Source organism: Gemmatimonadota bacterium, from assembly GCA_026387915.1.
Classification (GTDB): Bacteria; Gemmatimonadota; Gemmatimonadetes; order Gemmatimonadales; family Gemmatimonadaceae; genus Fen-1231.
This window is the reverse complement of the sequence record JAPLKS010000023.1, coordinates 36,107-55,504: the sequence shown is the minus strand read 5'-3', so window position 1 is coordinate 55,504 and position 19,398 is coordinate 36,107. Positions and strand designations below refer to the sequence as shown.

14 protein-coding genes are annotated in these 19,398 nt (G+C 64.0%); 5 read left to right on the top strand and 9 right to left on the bottom strand.

Annotated elements, in window-relative coordinates; translation table 11 throughout:
• A partial coding sequence (locus NTZ43_15610; protein MCX5768645.1) for a DUF418 domain-containing protein occupies positions 1–1,172 on the bottom strand: 1,172 nt, incomplete at its 3' end.
• The gene (locus NTZ43_15605) at positions 1,169–5,218 is read right to left on the bottom strand and encodes an amino acid adenylation domain-containing protein (protein MCX5768644.1); all 4,050 of its coding nucleotides are present in this window, start codon (positions 5,216–5,218) and stop codon (positions 1,169–1,171) included. The genes NTZ43_15605 and NTZ43_15610, both read right to left, overlap by 4 nt.
• A 99-nt stretch (positions 5,219–5,317) precedes the next feature.
• On the opposite strand from NTZ43_15605, the gene NTZ43_15600 reads away from it, so the two are divergent.
• The gene (locus tag NTZ43_15600; protein ID MCX5768643.1) at positions 5,318–5,599 is read left to right on the top strand and encodes a rhodanese-like domain-containing protein; all 282 of its coding nucleotides are present in this window, start codon (positions 5,318–5,320) and stop codon (positions 5,597–5,599) included.
• A gap of 256 nt (positions 5,600–5,855) precedes the next feature.
• Here NTZ43_15600 and NTZ43_15595 read toward each other — a convergent pair whose 3' ends face one another.
• The 6 genes from NTZ43_15595 to NTZ43_15570 all read right to left on the bottom strand — a co-directional run bounded on the left by NTZ43_15595 (position 5,856) and on the right by NTZ43_15570 (position 16,276).
• A complete protein-coding gene (locus NTZ43_15595) occupies positions 5,856–7,091 on the bottom strand; it encodes an EAL domain-containing response regulator (GenBank protein MCX5768642.1) in 1,236 nt (411 codons plus the stop codon).
• 1 nt (position 7,092) lies between these two features.
• Positions 7,093–9,387, bottom strand: a complete 2,295-nt coding sequence (locus NTZ43_15590) for an ATP-binding protein (GenBank protein MCX5768641.1) — start codon at positions 9,385–9,387, stop codon at positions 7,093–7,095.
• A gap of 160 nt (positions 9,388–9,547) precedes the next feature.
• Entirely contained in the window at positions 9,548–10,966 is a 1,419-nt protein-coding gene (locus NTZ43_15585) for an MBL fold metallo-hydrolase (protein ID MCX5768640.1), read from the bottom strand.
• Positions 10,963–11,727: a sulfite exporter TauE/SafE family protein gene (locus NTZ43_15580; GenBank protein MCX5768639.1), complete on the bottom strand. Its 765-nt coding sequence runs from the start codon at positions 11,725–11,727 to the stop codon at positions 10,963–10,965. The genes NTZ43_15585 and NTZ43_15580 overlap by 4 nt, the downstream gene beginning before the upstream one ends.
• A 2-nt stretch (positions 11,728–11,729) precedes the next feature.
• The gene (locus NTZ43_15575) at positions 11,730–13,397 is read right to left on the bottom strand and encodes an amidase (protein ID MCX5768638.1); all 1,668 of its coding nucleotides are present in this window, start codon (positions 13,395–13,397) and stop codon (positions 11,730–11,732) included.
• Complete coding sequence (locus NTZ43_15570; protein MCX5768637.1) at positions 13,394–16,276, bottom strand: serine hydrolase; 2,883 nt, start codon at positions 16,274–16,276, stop codon at positions 13,394–13,396. The genes NTZ43_15575 and NTZ43_15570 overlap by 4 nt, the downstream gene beginning before the upstream one ends.
• 83 nt (positions 16,277–16,359) lie before the next feature.
• On the opposite strand from NTZ43_15570, the gene NTZ43_15565 reads away from it, so the two are divergent.
• Positions 16,360–17,142 (top strand): DUF1295 domain-containing protein, encoded by a 783-nt coding sequence (locus NTZ43_15565; protein MCX5768636.1) that lies wholly within the window; start codon positions 16,360–16,362, stop codon positions 17,140–17,142.
• Positions 17,143–17,196: 54 nt separating this feature from the next.
• Here NTZ43_15565 and NTZ43_15560 read toward each other — a convergent pair whose 3' ends face one another.
• Positions 17,197–17,958 carry an SDR family oxidoreductase gene (locus NTZ43_15560; GenBank protein MCX5768635.1) on the bottom strand — a complete coding sequence of 254 codons (762 nt, stop codon included), beginning with the start codon at positions 17,956–17,958 and terminating at the stop codon, positions 17,197–17,199.
• Between the two features lie 39 nt (positions 17,959–17,997).
• Between NTZ43_15560 and NTZ43_15555 the strand changes: the two genes are divergently transcribed.
• The 3 genes from NTZ43_15555 to NTZ43_15545 are packed head-to-tail and all read left to right on the top strand — an operon-like array spanning position 17,998 to position 19,356.
• Positions 17,998–18,591 carry an SCO family protein gene (locus NTZ43_15555; protein ID MCX5768634.1) on the top strand — a complete coding sequence of 198 codons (594 nt, stop codon included), beginning with the start codon at positions 17,998–18,000 and terminating at the stop codon, positions 18,589–18,591.
• Positions 18,588–19,022 carry a copper chaperone PCu(A)C gene (locus NTZ43_15550; protein ID MCX5768633.1) on the top strand — a complete coding sequence of 145 codons (435 nt, stop codon included), beginning with the start codon at positions 18,588–18,590 and terminating at the stop codon, positions 19,020–19,022. Before NTZ43_15555 ends, NTZ43_15550 begins: the two co-directional genes overlap by 4 nt.
• Positions 19,012–19,356, top strand: coding sequence for a hypothetical protein (locus NTZ43_15545; protein ID MCX5768632.1), 345 nt, complete (start codon positions 19,012–19,014; stop codon positions 19,354–19,356). Before NTZ43_15550 ends, NTZ43_15545 begins: the two co-directional genes overlap by 11 nt.
• Positions 19,357–19,398 lie beyond the last annotated feature (42 nt).

Here is a 19,398-nt window from a genome sequence, read left to right as displayed (position 1 = left end):
AGAGGCCCGTGACGGAATCGTGAAAACCAGAGCACCGATAGCGGCAGGGCGGCGATCACGTAGACCAAGAGCGCGGCAACGCCGTACCGGACTGGCCAGAGTTCGTCTGGCCACAGGGCCCGTAGCGGTAGATACACCATCAGAATGTGCGCCACGTAATGCGTGAGCGACGCTCGGCCGAGCGCGCCAACCGATGCGAGCCGCCGCCGAATCCAAGTTGGATTGAGCGATAACAATCCCGTCAAAAGAACAAAGGCGGCAGCGCCGCTGAGCACGACAAATGGAAGGGTCGTGGGAATCCAAGAGTCTGTCAGGAAAAAACGCGCCGCGCCAAGCGCTGATGGGTGGGTACGCGTCCACCACGACCAACACTGCAAGTCGACGAGCACAAACAGTGACACCATGAACCAGCGCCGCATCCGCGCTCGCGCGGGGAGACCGTTGGCGAAGAGGCGCATGCCGGCGATGGCGAAGAGCAGCCACGGGATGACGGGATAGTTGCCGTCGATCAACAAAAAGCGCACGGTCGCCCAGCTGGCGCCGAGTTCGGCGCGGTGCGTGTCGCCGACGCCCCAACTCCAGTCGGCGGCGATCTCGGGGCGGAGCCATGCCTGCAACAGTGGCGCGGCGCACACCGTGACAGCGGCGAGTGCCACGAGTGCGGCGTTTCCTCGTGCGCGCACTGTCAGCGCGACGGCCATCATCAGCGCGAGGGGAATGAGAATCTCAGTGGGCCACACGAGGTGCAGTGCGAGGCCGAACAACGCGAGGGTGACGATGCGGCGCAGGAAGTAGCGCGGCGATTCTACGCGCTGTGCTTGCAGTTCCCACGCGATGCCGGCGAGCACACAGAAGAGCGCCGCCGATTTTCCTTCGAGAAAACGGGTGAGAATCGTGACGGCATTACCGAGCGGCGTGGTGGCGCCGTCGGCGGGGACGAGATGCATCCAGATCATGCCGAGAACGGCGAAGCCGCGCGCCACATCGAGTGCGAGATATCGCTCGCGGTGCGAACTGCGGTGCGAACTGCGGTGCGAACTGCGGTGCGAACTGCGGTGCGAACTGCGGTGCGAACTGCGGTGCGAACTGCGGTGCGAGTCGGACGTAGCGTCCGCCGCCTCCATCACCGCACGGTGCCGCTCGGACTCGGCGTGCGATGATGCGTGGGTCACCGTTCGGCGCCGTCGATGGGACGGGTGGGGAAGCCGGCGTAGGTGCGGTTGGGGCGCAGGTGCTCGTGCTTCATCACCACGCTATGAGCGGCGACGCGTGTGTTAGCGCCGATGTCCGCGCCATACAGCAGAACGGCGTTGCGTCCCACCGTTGCGCCGCGTCGGATGGTGATGCGATCCATTTTGAGCACGCGATCTTCGAACGTGTGCGCCTGAAAAAGGCAGTCCACGGTGGCGCCGTCCTCGAAGGTGAGCATGTCGGGGTCGGGCAGGTCTTCGGCGAAATCGGCGCCGAGGAGGACCCGTTTGCCGATCTGCACGCCGACGAGGCGCAGCAACACGTTGAGCAAGAGCGTGCCGTCGAGCGCGGAGACGATGTCGGAGGCAAAGACATTCCAGGCCAAGCACATCAGGTCCCAACGACTGGCCCACGAACTCCACAACGGATGCACGCCGGGGCGCACTTTGCCGAGCATCGCCCACTTGAGACCGATGATGAGCAGAGTGACGAGAAGTGCGGCGCACAGGGTGACGGCGGGGACGGCGAACAGTACGAGCACGGGGAGCGAGAGCGTTTCTTCGGCCGCGAGCCAGTTGAACCAGAACGCCGCGACCATCGCGGGAATGGCGGGGACGGCAAAGCGGGCGAGTTCCCAGCAGACGCGGAAGGCGTAGCGGAGCGGGGAGGGATCGTACGTGAAAGCGGAGTCGAATGCGATGACTTCGCGGTGCGGAAGTTCGAACGGTGGATTGCCAAACCAGGCGGAACCAGACCGAAGTTCTGCGCGCGAGGCGACGGTGCAAACGCCGAGGAGTGTGTCGTCGGGCATATGCACGCCGGATTCGACGATGGCGCCGTTGCCGAGGAAGCAGTCGGCGCCGATGGATGTGTGCGCCACTGAGACGGTACCGCGATGCACCACCGCGCCGGCGAGGTAGATGCCGTCGGCGCAGAAGGTCTTGCTGCCGATGGAGACGAGTTCGGGGACGGTGTCGATGAGACTGCTGATTTCACAGCCCGTGCCGACTTTCATTCCGGCGAGTCGGAGCCACGACGGCCAGAAGAGGGTGCCGTAGAGCCAACGAGATCCGTTGTCCACGAGCACCGGTTTGAGCCAGACGCGGAGATAGCCGGGTGTCCATCGCCCGATGACGCCTTCGTTCACGCGGCCCATCACGCGGCAGGCGAGCGCTTCCATCACAAGCGCGATCGGCACTGAGAGGATGCTGATGAGCACCCACGAGAGCATAATCTCGGCGTTGGTAGAATCGACGTACAGCCAGTCGAGGAAGCCTTGGGTGTCGACTTCGCGCACGACGGTGACGGTGATGGCGATGAGTGCGGTGGGGAGTGCAATGAACGCCGAGAGCGCGATGCGCGCGGCGAACATCATCAAGGCGGCGGACACCGGCGAGAGTTGGCGCTGATCGGCCGGTACGTTCGGCTGGGTCGGCGACGCGCCGGCGGGGCGAGCGGGGAGTCCTTCCCACCGTTTTCCGCGCGGAATGACATCGCCGCGCGAGAGTGAGGAGCCGGCTGAGAGATAGCCGTCTTCTTCGATGGCGGTGTTGCCGCCCACGCCGCTGTGTACCTCAACGGTGGCGCGATCCCGAATGGTGACGGGCGCAAAGACGATCTGCCCTTGATCCAGTTCGACGATACGCAGCGACACGTTCTGGCCGAGGGAGACGTCGTCGCCGAGGGTGAGGAGGTCCCATCCGCCCTGCCGAAGGTCTACGCCGCGATGGATATGAACGCGCTTGCCGATGCGTGCGCCGAGCGCGCGCAGTGCCATGGACTGAAACTCGGTGCCTTCGATGAGCCACCAGGGAATGCTTTTGACCGTCTGCTGCACAATCCAGTTGCGGACGTGCAGGCTGCTCCACGCATCGGCGCGGCATGCGGTGTAGCGGCCGATGAGCGATTCCTTGGTGAACTTGGCGATCAGTACGGAGAGCGGTGCGTAAATGGCGATGCCAAGGAGTGACAGGGGCGCGGCGAGCAGCAGGAGCTTTACGAGTCCGACGGTGGAAACGAGGTAGGGGAACGCTTCGAAGGCGAGGAACCAAGCGACGACGGAGCCGAACACCATGCGTCGTAGGATCCAGGCGACTTGCACGAGCGTGGCGCCGGTGACATTGCGGTCTGGGGACGGCGCGTTGGCGGTGGTGGCGCGTTCGGCTGCGCTTTCGTCTGGCGTGGCGCCGTTGCTGGCGCGAGCAGTTGCGGCGGCGGCGCGTTGCGCGAGGGCGGCGGCGGTGCGCGCTTCGTAGACGTCGCGCACGTCGAGGACGCCGGTGTCGCTGTGTTCGCGGAGTGCGGTGATCAGTACGGCGGCGCTAAGGGAGTCGCCACCGAGCCGAGTGAAGAAGTCATCGTTGACCCCGACGTGGCCTCGGCTCTCGAGTGCGTGGCGCATGGCCGTGACGATGCGCGATTCCGTGGCAGTGCGCGGAGCCTCGCCGGTGGGGTGATCGTCCTGTGTGGACGGATCGGCGGCGTTGTCGGCGGCGTCGTCGAGGCGGGGGAGTGCTTTGCGGTCGAGTTTGCCGCTGTTGGAGATGGGGAGCTCTTCGAGTACGCCGATGCGCTTGGGCACCATGTAGTCGGGGAGCGAGGTGCGGAGCGATTGGAGGAGCGAGTCGCTCTCGGGTGGCGTGTCGGCGCGATCTGGTACAATAAACGCGACGAGCACTTGCCGACCTTCGGCGCCCTGCACGGTGCATGCGGCTTCGCGAACCCCATCGCAGGCAGTGAGGGCGGACTCGATAGCACCGAGTTCAATGCGATAGCCGCGCAGTTTGACTTGGGCGTCGCCGCGGCCGTGATAGACAATGGCGCCGTCGGAGTTACGAGTTGCGAGGTCACCCGTGCGGTAGAGGCGGCCGAGGGTCGGATGGGTTGGGAATCGCTGCTCGGTGAGTTCGGGCTGTTTCCAATAGCCACGCGCGAGTGCGATGCCGCCGATCACGAGTTCGCCTTGGGTGCCGTCGGGCACTGGGGCGAGCGCATCGTCGACGATCCAGGCGTTCACATTCTGGATTGGGGAGCCGATGGTGACCGGTTGCCCGACGCGCATTTGCACGCGTGTGACGGTGACGGTGCATTCGGTGGGGCCGTAGCCATTCACGAGGGCGCAGGCACCGGCCCAGCGATCGGAGAGATCCTGCGGCAGTGCTTCGCCGCCGACGTAGACGTACTTGAGTTCGGGGAGCGCGGCGGCGGGATCGTTGCAGCCGGAGGCGCGGAGGAGTGTGGGGGGCGGGCAGAAGAAGGTGATGCGTTCGCGCCGGAGCCAGGGGACGATGTCGGGGCCGAGTCGCGCGTCGTGTTCGTCCATGACAACGAGGGTGGCGCCGACGGCGAAGGCGATCCAGGTCTCTTCGACGGAGGAATCGTAGGCCGGCGAGGAGCATTGCACGCACCGGTCACGTTCGGAGAGCTGGAAGTACGGGATGTCGGAGCCGACGAGGTTCACGACGCTCTGGTGCTCGATCATCACCCCTTTGGGGCGTCCGGTGGTTCCCGACGTGTAGATGACGTAGGCGAGATTGCGTTCGGTGAGCCAGGCCGGTGAGGTGAAGGCCGGTGGATTGGGGTTGGCGTGGAGCAGTTCGACAACGTTGACGATGCGATCGGCAGGAATGCCCGCATTGATAGCGCGGGTGCGACCGCCGGCGTCGGTGAGGACGGCGACGGGGTTGGCGTCGGCGAGAATGTCGCGGAGTCGTTCGTCGGGGAAGGCGAGGTCGCAGCAGGTATACGCGGCGCCCGCTTTCATCACGCCCAGTTGGGCGGCGTAGACGTGGGAGGAGGAACGTGGGAGGAGGACGGCGACCACGGATTCGCCGGTGACGGCCGGTGCGATGCGGTGGGCGATGGCGTCGGACTGGCGGTCGAGCTCTTGGTACGTGGTGCGATGCCGGACCGGGCGGAGCGCGCCGGAGGGGATGTCGATGGCGACGTGTTGCGGCCATCGCGCGGCGGCGCGGATGAAGAATTCGTGGAGGAGCGTGGGCTCCGCGGCGGGTGCCGTTCGTCGCATGCCACAAAGCTACATATAGAAGGCGTGTTTCGGGTGGTGGCTTGCATAAATACTATATAACTATACATTCACATATAGACTTTTTCCTCTGAGGATCGCATGCCGTCGTTTCAGCAGCAGCCGATTGATCACATCATTGATGTTCGTTCGAAGCTTGAGTTTTGGCTCGGGCATGTGCCGGGCGCGGTGTGTATGCCGGTGGACGGCATTCACGAGACGTTGCCGGCGCGCACCGAAATTGCGCGCAATGCGCGCATCTTGGTGTACTGCGCGAGTGGCGGACGTTCTGCGGCAGCGCGTGAGACGCTGCAGCGACTCGGCTATACGCGCGTCGTGAATGGCGGCGCGATGACGAATGTGACGGCGAATCTTTCGTCGTAGCGCGTCCCAACGCATCGTCGCGCGTCAACGCGTGGTGCCGCGTGGTGCCGCGCCTGGTGTTGCCGCGAAATATTGGTGTCGCGAAATTGTGCATTCACTATTGCGCATTGACCACTGATTGTTGTATCGTCTTGGCGTCGGCCTGCGACGCGTCCGGGCGCAGTGGGACGACAGAAGGACGAAAGGCCGAGCGCTCTCACGAGTCGCTCGGCCTTTCGATTTTGTCGCAAGAGGTTTCGAACGTCTTGTGACTCAATCACTGCAGCCGCTCACCCGCAGTGCTCTTCCAGTGCGCCGTCCACGCGGTGAGTCCCTCCTCGGACATCGGCCTCGCGACGAAGAACCCCTGCATGACCTCACAGCCAAGCCCGACCAGCAGATCCCAGTCTGGGCGCTGCTGAATTCCCTCGGCGACGGCCGTCATGCGCAAGCTGCGCGCGAGAGCCAGGCTTGCCTCGACCACTGAGCGCTGTGTGCTTGAATGCGAAGCGCCGTGGACGAACTGGCGGTCGATTTTTAGCTCATTGAAGGGGAGCCGGTGCAGCTTGGAGAGCCCGGACTGCCCCGTGCCGAAGTCATCGATCGAGAGATTGAAGCCCTTGAGCCGGAGACGGGTGGCGACGTCGAGCAGGCGAATTTCGTCGCGTTCTACCTGCGTTTCGGTGATTTCGAGTGTGATCCACTCGGCGGGGACACCGGCATCGCGGGCGTAGAGTTCGACGCGTTCGGGGAGGTCGAGCTGGTCGAAGGCCCGCACCGACAGATTGATCGCCACTGGAAGTTCGCGCCCGGACTGTCGCCAACGTCCCGCCGTGCTGATGGCGTGTTCGAGTACAAAGTCGGTGAGCCAAGGGGAGAACTCATCGGAGGCTTCAAGGGCCGGCACAAAGAACGCCGGACTGAGCAACCCGCGTTGCGGGTGATTCCAGCGCACGAGCGCCTCAACGCCGGCGAATTCACCGGTGAGCATCCGGATCTTGGGTTGATAGGCCATCGTCAGCTCGCCGAGCTCGAAGGCCGAGCGCAGCTCATGCTCAAGGGCTGGTTCGATCACGGTGGCCGCCGCTGCTGGCGACCGGCGCTGCGTTTCGTGCTCACGCATCCGCTCAAGGAGCGGGGTGAGTTTGGCGGCCGTGAGGGGTTTGGAGACGGTACCGAGCAGGTGTAGCCCCTGCACTTCGGCGAGGATACCGGCGGTTTCGATGACGCGCTCTTCTTCGATACTCATGATGGCGATGGCCGTATCGAGATGCAGCGGTGAGAGGCTGCGGATCGTCTCGATTCCGTCGCGGCCGGGCATCCGGAGGTCGCAGAGAATGAGGTCGAAGCGTTCATCCTTTCGGGTGACGATGTCGAAGGCGCCCTTGCCGTCGGTGGCCTCGGTGACGTCGGTGATACCGGCGCCTTTGAGTACGGAGCGAACCCAGCGACGCACATGTTCCTGGTCGTCGACGATGAGCACGCGGGTGGAGGCGAACTCGCTGATCTGCATGCTATGTCCTCTCAAGTGCGTCACGCACTTTGCTCGTGATTTGTTCAACGGTGAACGGCTTCTCAATGAAATTCTTCTGTTTCGAGAGTCCCTTGCTCAGGACCTCGTCGTCCGTGAAGCCCGACATGAACAACACCTGGGACTCCGGATGCAGCCCGGAGAATCGTTCAATGAACTCCTGACCATTCATCCCCGGCATCATCAGGTCGCTGATGACGAGGTCGATGCGCTGCGGGTGTTCCTTGGCCAGTCGCATCGCGGCGCCACCGTGGGCCGCTTCGAGCGTGGCGTAGCCGGTGCGTTGCAGAATGCGCGACAGTGTGGAGCGGACGCCCGTTTCGTCTTCGACGATGAGCACGGTGGCGTACTCCACGGGTGCGCCGGGTTCGCGGCTCCGTGCTGGGCGTGCGGGGAGATCGCGGGTGCGCGGGAAGTAGACGCGGAAGGTCGTGCCCTGACCGACGACGCTCGTGACCCGTATGAATCCACCCGCCTGCTTGACGATGCCATACACCGTACTGAGGCCGAGTCCGGTGCCTTTGCCCGTCGGTTTGGTGGTGAAGAACGGTTCGAAGATTCGGTGGAGTGTTGCGTCATCCATTCCGGTACCGGTATCGCTGACGGATACGAGTACATACTCGCCCGCCGCCGCGTCGGGTGCGCGCGCCGCTTCTTCCGCATCGAGGACGATGTTCGTCGTGGCCACCGTGAGCTGCCCGCCCTTAGGCATGGCGTCGGCGGCATTGATCACGAGGTTGAGAAGCACCTGCTCCATGTGCCCGGGATCGACCTTGATGCGATAGAGGTCGGTGCCGAGGCGGAGTTCTCGCCGGACGGCCTCGGGCAGCAATCGACTGACCATGGATTCGAGGCCGGTGACGATTTCATTGAGATCGAGAATTTTTGGAATGAGCACCTGCTTGCGGCTGAAGGCGAGAAGCTGCCGCGCAAGCGTGGCAGCGCGATCGGCCGCGCTCCGGATCTCAAGGAGATCCTCGTGCCGCGGATCGGATTCTGCGGTCTCGAGTAATACGAGATCGCCGTAACTCCGAATGACGGTGAGGAGGTTATTGAAGTCGTGCGCCACACCGCCGGCGAGGCGACCAACGGCCTCCATCTTCTGCGACTGCCGGATCTGTTCTTCGAGTTCGGCACGATCGGTGATGTCCACGATCATGACTCCCACGCCTCGGAGATCATCGCCGCTAGCGAGCACGGGATAGCAGCTCACGATCCAGGACAGGCGATGGCCGCCGACCGGCGGTGATTCGACGCGCACGTTGAGGTGTGGACGGAGCGTTTCGAGCACCTCGGCGATTTGTTCGGACACCGCCGTGGCCAACTCCGGAGGAAGGGCGTCGGCGACCGCACACCCCATCAGCGACTCCGGATTCACGCCACGCAGGGCGGCGAGTGCGCGGTTCACGGTGACGTAGCGCTGATTCCGATCTACAAAGGCAAAGCCCATCGGGGCGCTGGCGAGTGCTGCGTCGAGCATGGCCGTGGCGCGCGAGCGCTCGAGGGCGTCGTGTCGCGCTTGCTCGCGGGCATCCTCCGCGGCGGCCACGGCAAAGGCTTGTTCGCGGTTTGCTTTTTTGAGACGGGCTACCTGCGTTTCGAGTTCACCGGACTGCAATCGCACCTGCTGATGCTGATCGAGGAGTTCCAGCGCTTGTGCTCGCACGTTTCGGCCGAGGGCTACGACGATGATGGCGAGCGCGAGAAGGGGGAGTAGCATGATTGCCGCACCCATGCCGGCCGACGACTCGTCTCGCAGTACGTGCACGTCGAACGCCTCTTCTTCGATGGCCACGAGGTCAGCGAGGCGTTGTCGAACCGGCTGGAAAAGCACCGTGCTGGCCGCGGCGTTGAGCGGCTGTCCTGTGCGGACCGGTTCGGCGAACCCGCTCTCCCACGCGGCCAACGAACGCGCGATGTCGCGCACGCGCCGCTGTTGGGCCGTCTGACCAGCGGTCATGAGTTCGAGCGAGTCGAGCGAGCTCTGTAACGTGATGCGGTCGGTATCTTCGCGCGCGAGGAGTGCCTTCTGGTGCGACAGGAGGTACAGCCGAAGATTGGCGTCACGATCGGCGGCGGCGAGTTCAGCCGTTCGGGCTAGTCGTACCGCATCACGGCTCCGAAGCGCGAAGGTGCGCGACTGCCGATGCGAGGCAAACACCGCCAGCTCTGCCGCGCTAATCGCGAGGAGCGCGACGAACGCGATCCACGTGTAGCGTGTGATGCCGGTGAACACCTGACGCGTTGCCGCGTCGAGTGCGTGGTGCCTGTCGTCCATGACGCTCCATCTCCGTGTCCAGCGAATGCACTACATACGGCCCACCTTCCTGGGGACCGCGATAGAGAGGCCAAATGGAGACCTCCGCATCAGAATATCGGCAGTGACATGACGAATCTGAACACTTTGTGATAGAGCAGTCGGACAATGTGACCGAGTGCTAGTCGAGAACGATGGGTTTCCCCTGCCGTTCCCACTCCGCGAAACCGCCGCGCAGGTTGTGCACATCATCGATGCCGCTCCGGAGAAGGACACTTGAGCCGATCGCCGAACGGGATCCGCCTTGGCAGTGCACAACGATCGGCCGTCCGCGCGGAATTTCGGCGAGTCGACGCGGTAGGTGGCCCATCGGTATATGGATGGCGCCGGGGATATGGCCGTGTTCCCACTCCGAGCGATTGCGCACATCGATCACGACGACGTCGTTACTGATCGGCAGTGTGATGTCGCTAACGTGTCGCTGCTCCACCTCTCCGAGGGTGCGGCCGCCGGTGGCCCAGTCGCCGACGGCGCTCGCCGGGAACCACCCCGCGAAGTGATCGAGGCCGATCATCGCGAGCTCGCGGGCGGCGAGATCGGCGTCGGCGCTGGAGTCCGCGATGAAACAGACGGGCGTATCGTAGGGCACGAACCACCCAGCGTAGGTCGAGAACGCTTTGCTGAGCGGGACGTTCAGTGTGCCGGGGACAAACCCTGCGGCGTAGGCATCGGTGCTCCGCGTGTCGATGACCAGCGTGCCGCTGGCGAGTGTATCGGCAAGCACGGCGCCATCAAGCATCGGTGGGTGCGGCAAGCCGTTCAGCATGGGCGCACCATCGCGATTGATGCGCTTCATATCGGCGAAATACGTCGGGGGCTCGGGCTGGCCGGCGAGTACTTCTTCGACGAATGCCTCTTCGCTCCGTGGGGCGAGGGCCCAGTTTGCGATTTTTTCGTACCCAATGGTGGATTGCGGCATCGCGCCAAGCGCCTTGCCGCACGCCGAGCCGGCGCCGTGGCCAGGCCAGAGTTGGAGATAGTCGGGGAGCGCGCGGAAACGTTCGAGCGATCGATGGAGGACCCGTGCGGAGTCCCGCATGGTATCGGCGAAGTTGGCCGCGCGTTCGAGCAAGTCGGGGCGTCCGACATCGCCAACAAATACGAAATCGCCACTCACAATCCCCACGGGGCGATCGCTCATCGCTTCATCCGTCACCAAAAAGGCAAGATGTTCAGGCGTGTGTCCCGGCGTGTGTAGGACATCCACGCGAATGCGTCCAATACGGAGGACGTCGCCGTCGTGGAGCAGCGCGACACCATCCTGCGCGGCAAAGGCGTATTGCCAGTCGTTGCCACCCTCTGCCGACAGATGGAGCGCCGCGCCGGTGAGGTGGGCGAGTTCGCGCGCGCCTGACACATAATCCGCATGGATATGTGTGTCGGTGACATAGCGGATGTGAAGTTTTTCGGCGGCCGCGGCAGCGATGTACTGCTCAACGTCGCGGTTGGGATCTATGACAATGGCGTCTTTGGTGCTTTCGCAGCCAATGAGATAGCTCGCCTGCGCGAGGCCGGCGTCAAAAAAGCGTCGAAAGATCATGAGAGACCGAGAAGGGAGCGGTTTTGCCAAAGAATAAGAGCGGCAATCATAAGGAGCAGTACGGCGAACGCGCGCTTGAGTGTTTGCTGTTTCACGTACGAGAGCAACATCGCACCACTGACAATACCGCCGGTGGCTACCACGCTGAATGTGGCAACGAAACGCCAGTCGATGGGCTGGTGACCCGCCTGCCCAGCAAAGCCGGCAGCGCAGTTCATGGCAATGACCATCAGCGAAGTGCCGACGGCTTGGCGCATGGGGATGCCGCCGAGAACGACGAGTGCCGGTACGATAAGGAATCCGCCGCCAACACCCACCACGCCAGTGAGGACGCCGACGGCGAGTCCGACTCCGTAGAGAAACCACGGTGAGCTCTTGGTCTCCGCCGGGCGCGCAGCAGCGTCATTGGACGCGGAATGCAACATCGAGATCGCGGCGCCGGTCATTGCCACGCCAAGAATGGCAAGTTGGATTCGCGGGTCGATGCCACGAGAGGCGCGGCCCGCGGCATACGCGCCCGTCATTGCCACGATGCCGAATAGCAAGGCTTGGCGCACATCGACGTTGCCCGCGCGCCAGTGACGCCAAGCACCGATGGCACTCGTGAACCCCACAATCGGGAGGCTCATGGCGATGGCGAGCTTGGGGTCGAATCCGAGCGCGTAGATGAGCACCGGCACCGTGAGAATAGAACCACCACCGCCCAGCATTCCGAGAAGGATGCCGATGACGAGTGCAAAGCCGAGGGCCGCAATGAACATGGTTAGGCGCCGAGGAGCGGATAGTACCGCTGAGGACCGCGACGTTCGACGAGGCGTTCGGCAGCAGCAGCCACGCGGAAGAGCAGTTGTTCACCCCACGGACGTCCAATCACCTGCAGTCCGACAGGGAGTCCTTGTTTGTCATATCCAGCGGGAACGGTGATGGCCGGATGTCCCGTCAGGTTGGACGCGAAGGCGAAGCGCATGATCTGCACGGTGGTGGTGAGATCTGATTCGCCGTCGGGGAGCGCGGCTTCGTTGATGCGCGGCGCGGCCTGACCGGTGGTCGGGGTGATGATCGCGTCCACATTAGCGAGCGCATTGGCCCAGATGGCCAGTGCGCGCGTGCGGATGCGTTGTGCGGCCACGTACTCTTGTGCGCGCCACGAACGGGCGACGGCAATGTTGACGCGCACGTCGAGCCCGAAATCGTGTTGATGGCGGGGGAGATGGCGCATCATCGACGACGCCATTTCGCTCGTGATGGTGACAATGTGCGCAACGCGCTGCGATTCGAGCTCGGGGATGTCGACGTCGACGAGTGTGGCGCCGCGGTTGGTGAGATCGCGGAGCAGCGTTTCGCAGTGCTGCACGACGTCGGGTGACGCGTCACGGAACCAAGGCCAGTACACGCCCAGTCGCACGCCGGCGAGAGAGCCGGGAGCGGCGCTGTCGATTGCGACACTGGGATGGCCGAGCGAGTGCGGATCGCGCGGATCGGCGCCGGCGATGATGGCGTAGGTGCGCGCACAATCCGCGACGGAGGTGGTGATGGGGCCGATGTACGCGAGACTCCAGCAGAGCGGATACGCCCCGAACTCGCTGACGCGCCCAAAGGTGGCTTTGAGCCCAACTTGTCCGCACAGTGCGGCGGGAATGCGCACGGAGCCACCACCGTCGGCACCAATCGCAATTGGGACGAGTCCGGCGGCGACCGCTGTGGCCGAACCGCTCGAAGACGCTCCCGTGTGAAAGCCGTCGTTGTACGGGTTGCGTGTGGTGCCGTGGTGCGGATTGAGACCGGTGACGTTGATACCGATCTCGTGCATGTTGGTTTTGCCGGTGATCACGGCGCCGGCCGCGCGGAGCCGCGCGGCGGCGGTACAGTCTTCGCGTGCTGGTTCGCCGCCAATGAACTTGGTGCCGACGGTGGTCGGGTAGCCGGCGACATCCATTTCGTCTTTGATCGCAACAGGAACGCCGTCGAAGAGCCCAAGCGTTGTTCCGGCGCGCCAGCGTTCGGCGCTCGCGCGGGCCTGAGCGAGTACATCCTCCGCGTTGATGGCGATGTACGCGCGCAATGGCTTCGGCCCACTGTCACTGGCCTTCTGCTGCGCAAGAAAACGCTCGGCGACCTCCACGGGTGTGACCTGACCCGTGCGAAAGGCAGTGTGATAGTCGTCGAGCCCCGGATAATGAAATCCCGGAATGCTCGACGGCTCCGATTCATGCACGAGGGGCGGCACGGCGCGCGGATCGGCGTCGAGATGCGGGAAGAGCGTGGGCGCTTCGTTGGGAAACTGGTTCCGAATGCTGGTGAGTCCGCCGTCGTTCTTGAGTTTCTCAATGAGGAGCGGGCCGAGGACCGGCATTTCGGCGAGTTTGGCCACGAGCCGGAGTGCGCCCGTGCCGAGTCGCGGGAATTTTCCACCACGCAGATCGTAGGTCATTTGGATGATCCCCGGAAGCGAGATAGGTGACCGCGCGGTCCCACGACCCAGCCGGTGGTCGGCGATACGAAGCCGATGCCCCACGCGGTGAGTGTGTCGCCGTGCTGCCAGGTGGTGCCGAAGTCGCGCGAGATGGCGGTGCCCCAAGCGCCGGCGCCCACAAACATGGGCGGCGAGGAGCCCGGCACGAGGTGAAGCCCTTGCGTGGCACCGTCGGGCCGGCCGGCGGGGTGCCAGGTGACGCCACCATCAAAAGTGCGAATGGAAAAATCGGTGAGGCCGCGCGCGATGTTGAAATCGCCGCCGACGGCGAGTCCGTTGCGCGCATCGCTGAAGGCAATGCCGAACAACCCGGCGCTCGCACCGCCCGGCATGCCGGTGCCGCTCACGTGCCACGTGCGCCCGCGATCGGTGGTGCGATAGACACGCGCTTCCACGCCCCCGCCGCTCGCGATCCACGCGTTCTTCTCACCCTGCGTGGTGAGCTGGGTGTTGCTGGCGGCGAACGCTGCTTCGCCTGCGATGACTGGGGGAATGTTTGCGGCATTTACGCGCTGCCAACTTTTTCCACCGTCATCGGTGGTGAAGATGACGAGCTTGCCGTCGATCGGATCGCTGAAGGTGAAACCGTGGAGCGCATCCCAAAAGGCGAGGCCGTCGAGGAAGATGCCTTTGGTGGAGTCGCTCCACGCGAGTTGCCAGCTCTTGGCACCATCGGTGGTGCGATAAATGCGCGCTTGGCCTTGTTCGGCTGGACCGGCGCTGCTGACGACCGCCGTGTTGGCGTCGAAGGCCTTGATGCCGCGGAAGTCGAGTCGCGCGGCGCCGGGAACGCTGTCTACCATCCACGTGGCGCCGCCGTCGGAGGTGTGAAACACTTTGCCGCCGGTGCAACCGGCCCACGCGACCGTTTCGCTTACGGCACTCAGACTCCGGCAACTCGACGTGGAGGCGAACTTTTGTTTTTCCCAGCGTGCGTCGCCCTGCGTGAAGAGCAGTCGGTCGGCAATTGCATTGGCGATGCCTTCGGGCGACGGTTCGTTGCGATTTGTGAGAATGATGATGGTGGCGTGCATGGTCGGAAAGCGCACGATCACCGTGCGAAAGCCGCGCGAGCTGCCCGTGTGAAAGAGGCGCGGCAGGGCGCGGTAGGGATCGACAAACCACCCAAAGCCGTATCCGCTCTTTTTTCCGTCGGTGAGAACCGTATTGGTGAAGGCCTGCGTGCGGAGCGCTGCTGGGAGAAGTTCGTCGCTATAGAGCGCTTCGCTCCATCGAAAAAGTTCGTCCACCGAGCTGTAGATACCGCCGTCGCCGAGGACGGCGCTGGTGTTGCTCTGGTCGGTTTGCTGCCATTTGCCGTCGACCATTGAGTGTCCGTACGCACGCATCAGGACGGGGCCGCCGCGATCTTCGCGGGCGATGGTCTTGTGCATGCCGAGCGGTACGAAGATGCGGTCGCGTAGGAACGTGGCAAAGGGAATGCCGCTCCGTTTTGCGACGATCTCTGCGAGCACCGCGTAGCCCGTGTTGCTGTAGCGGAACTGCGAGCCTGGTGCGAAGTAGGTGCTGTCGACGTGCTTCATCATGTCGACAACTTCGGCATCTTTGGTCTGGCGCGTTTGCGAGTCGGGAACGAAGTCCTCGTAGCTGAGCAGGCCGCCGGTGTGCGTCAGGAGCTGTTTGACCGTGACGCGCCGACCATACGCGGGGAAATCGGGCCAGATGTCGGCGAGTGTTTCGTCGAGCGTGAGTTTACCGTCCTTCACGAGGAGTAGCGTGGCGGCGGCGGTAAACTGCTTGGTGACGGACGCGAGTCGGAAGTTGGTGCGCGTGGTGACTGCGGCGTTGGCATTGACATCGGCCAACCCGTAGCCGCGGTTGACGAGCATGTTGCCGTCTTGTGCGACGAGCACGGCGGCGCCGGGCGTACCGGGCTTGGCGTAATCGGCAAAGAGCGAATCGATGAACGCGGCGGTGAGTGGCGAGTCGGCGCTCGCGCGATGCGTCACGGTGCGTTTGGCGAGGTCGTAGCGGTCGCCGGCGCGCAGCGTGAGGTATGGTTTGCCGGGATCATTGGCGTCGGAGCCACCGTACACGAACGCTTTGTTGCGGCCAATAATTTCGGCTTGATCGCCGCGGACGACCCACGCGGTGCCTTCATCCTCGGAGATGCCGATGAGTTCTTTGTGTTTGGCGATCACCTCGGGGAGATCCTCAAGCCGGTCGCGTGCGACGACGTGCTGATCGATGGCGGCGTTGCGCAGAAAACCGAACCCTTGCTCGTAGCCAGGGGCCATCATCACGGTGTTCCCTTCGCGGGCGCCACGCACGAGGTAACTGGCAATGATAGACGCACCGGCCGACGATCCACCAACGACTCCGCCGCGCGCGAGCACGGCGTGGAACTCTCGTTCGGTGCGGGTGCCGAGGTAGGAATCCACGAGGTGCCATTGGCGTCCGCCCGGGAACCAGACACCGCCTGCGGAGCGGAGCGGTGCCACGAACGCTTCGCTGTCGGCTTCTTTGCGGCTCAGGGTGTGCAGCACGGTCACGTGCCGAGCGCCCGCGGCCTGTAGCGCACGAATGCCCACCCAGTCGGCGGGGTACACCGAATCGCCGCCGGCCGTGGGGACCACGACAATCGGAGCATCCGGGCCGCCCGCGAGTTCAATGAACTTCTTGTAAAGCTCCGGTCCCATCGCGCCGCCGCCCACTATGACGAGCGAGCCGTTGGCTGGCCCGACGATCGCGCTGCCGCCGGAGACGCCACCGAATGGACGTGGCGAGGCGCAGGCGCCGAACGCGACGAACAGAAGAAACAGCGCGGAGACGCACTCCCTCGTGAACCCATTTCGGGTAAAGAGCGTTCGGTGCATGATAGGAAGGCGCCAGAAGTTGGAAGGAATACCGATACGAGCCAAAGTATCCGCGGAAACGCGGGTCGGCCAATGGAGCGGGGATGCACAGCTGGACATTACTGGCAATCGGCACGGCAGTGACCACCACGATGATGTTCCTCGTGTGGTTGCTCCACCTCAAGCTGCGCAACGCCTCGGTGGTGGATGTGGCGTGGGCGGCAGGAATCGGCGTGTTGGCCGTGCTGTATGCGCTTATTGGCCAAGGCTTTTGGCTCCGCCGAGCGATAGTCGGGGTGATGGGCGGCCTATGGAGCGTGCGTCTCGCCGGTTACTTGGCGCGGCGGGTGGCGGGCGAGCCCGAGGATGCGCGATATCAGGCCATTCGAGCACGCTGGGGGGGGAACACCAAGCTCAAGTTCCTGTTCTTCTTTCTGTTTCAGGGGGTGCTCGACGCCGTGCTCGCCGTGCCCTTTCTGTTGGCGTCGCGCAACGCCGCGCCGGAATTGGGCGCATTTGAATACGCCGGTGTGGCGGTATGGCTGATTGCCTTGGTGGGAGAAAGTGTGGCGGATGCGCAGCTGCGCGCGTTCCGCGCGAACCCAGCGAATCGGGGCGGGGTGTGCGACGCGGGATTGTGGCGGTACTCGCGGCACCCGAACTACTTCTTTGAGTGGCTCGTCTGGTGCGCCGTTGCGCTGTTCGCCTTTGGGTCGCCGTGGGGGTGGGTGAGCGTGGCGTGCCCAGCGATGATGTTGTACTTCCTGCTCAAGGTCACGGGCATTCCCGCGACGGAATCGCACATGCTGCGCTCGCGCGGGGAGAAGTTCGCGGCGTACCAACGGCGCACGTCAGCGTTTGTGCCGTGGTGGCCGCGCGCGGGGTAAGCGCTGGGGATGCGCCGAGTCGAACTGGGGAGCAGATCGACTCGGCGCTGCGGTTTAGATGGTGTAGCCGCCGTCCGCCATGAAGGTGGCGCCCGTGCAGAACGCGGAGGCTTCCGCCGCGAGGAACAGGGCCAGCGACGCAATATCCACCGGATCGGCAAGGCGCGTGAGCGCCTGTCCGCGCATCATGTGCTTGAGAATCTGTTCGTTCTGCCAGAGGGCGGCGCTGAAGTCCGTCTTGATGAGTCCAGGGCAGATGACGTTGGCGCGGATGTTGTCCTTGCCCCACTCTCGAGCCAGCACCTGTGTAAGGCTGATGAGCGCGGCCTTGCTCACATTGTAGATGCCCAGCCCTGCTTCGGGGCTCACGCCGCCGATGCTCGACAGATTGATGATGGCCCCGCCGCCGCGGGCGATGAAATGCGGGCGCACCGCCTTGGCCAACTCGAAGGGGGCACGGAGGTTGAGCGCCATGATTTTGTCGAAGATCTCGGAGCTCGTGTTCTCCACGGGGCCGAAAAGTGGATTCGTGGCCGCATTATTCACGAGAATGTCGATCCCGCCAAACGCTGCGATGGTGGCGTCGACGATTTTGGTCTGCTCCTCGGGGCGCGCCACGTTGGCGGCGAGACCGCGTACGGTCCCCGCGCTCGCGAGTTCGGCCACGGCGGCTTCCACCGAGGGCTCCTTGCGGCTCACGATCATCACCTGCGCCCCCGCCTCAGCAAACGCCTTGGCGATTCCCTTGCCAATGCCGCGCGTACCGCCGGTGACGAGAGCAACTTTGCCGGCGAGGGAAAAGCGGTCGTGTGCCACGGAGACTCCGGGTGGAAGGTGGAACGCATTAGCTTTCTAATGATGTCTATTTGGCGTGCGATTCGCATCCTCTCCCTAGCGGTGGGGTCGACCGTGCTGGCGGCCTGCAGCGAGAAGCTGCCGCCGTTGCATGGCGTGGTGTTTGACCCCGCCGACGCCGCGCCGGCGCTACGGATTGCGCGCGTGAATGGCGCTCCGTTCGATCTCGCGACGGAGCAAGGACATGTGGTGCTGCTGTATTTCGGCTACACGCATTGTCCGGACATCTGCCCCGCCACGCTCAGCGACTGGGCCAAGGCCAAGCGCACACTTGGCAAACGCGCCGAGCAGGTTCGATTTGTCTTCGTCTCGGTGGACCCCGAGCGTGACACGCCAGCGGTGAGCGCCGCGTACACGGCGCAGTTTGACTCGACGTTCATTGGACTCACCGCCACGGCCGCGGATCTCGCCACCCTTGCGGGCAACTGGCATTTTGCCGTGATGAAAGAAGAAACGGGAACGGCGAACGGCTACGGTATGTCGCATCCCGCGCAGAGTTATGTGATTGACCGAGAAGGCCGCGTGCGGATGCTGTTTCCTCCCGCGACGCGCGCCGACGACATTGCCTCGGACCTCCGACACTTTATCAAATGAAAAAGATTCTTGTGATGGCTGCCCTGTTCATCGGTGCTGGAACGGTCAGCTGCGTGCGCGCGGATCGTGAGGCATCGCCGGTGCGTGGCGCGTGGGCGCGCCCAGCCGATTCGGCGGCGACGACCGCCGCCTATTTTACGTACGTGAATCGCGACACGGTCACCGTGGAAATCACCTCGTGGTCGTCCCCGGATGCGGCGAGTGTGGAACTGCACCAGACGATGGTGATGGACGGTATGGCACATATGCTCCCGACGACGGCATCGCCCGTGATTGAGCCTGGTGATTCGCTCGTCCTGACGCCGGGCGCACAACATCTGATGGTGATCGGACTCAAGCGTCGCGTTGCCGCGGGTGATTCCGTAACGCTGGTCATCGCCACGAGCCGTGGCCGGTCGCTGCGCTTCGGTGCACAGGTCCGTGCGCCGTAACGCCAGCGCCGCCTTGGTGGTGATGGCATTGGTCGCGATCGGCTGGTGGATGTGGCCTAGACCCTCAGCGGTGATCGTGATTGAACGCGGTGGATCGGCGTGGGTAGAACGGATGACGGGCCGTGTCCTGCTTCCGGAAACGTTGCACGTCGCAGCGGCGGGGCGCGGCACCACGCTTCGTGTGGTGAATCGCGATACCGTCCGTCACGAACTGGCGCTCTTCGGCGCCAATGCGGGAGAGACCCGCGAATACACAATCGCCTATCCGGGCACATATGCCGGTGTGTGCACGACGCATCCCAAGACCAAGCGACTGGTATATGTGGTGGAATAATCGACGAGTGGGCGCCGTGTGCGCCGCGGTTTTATGTGCGGT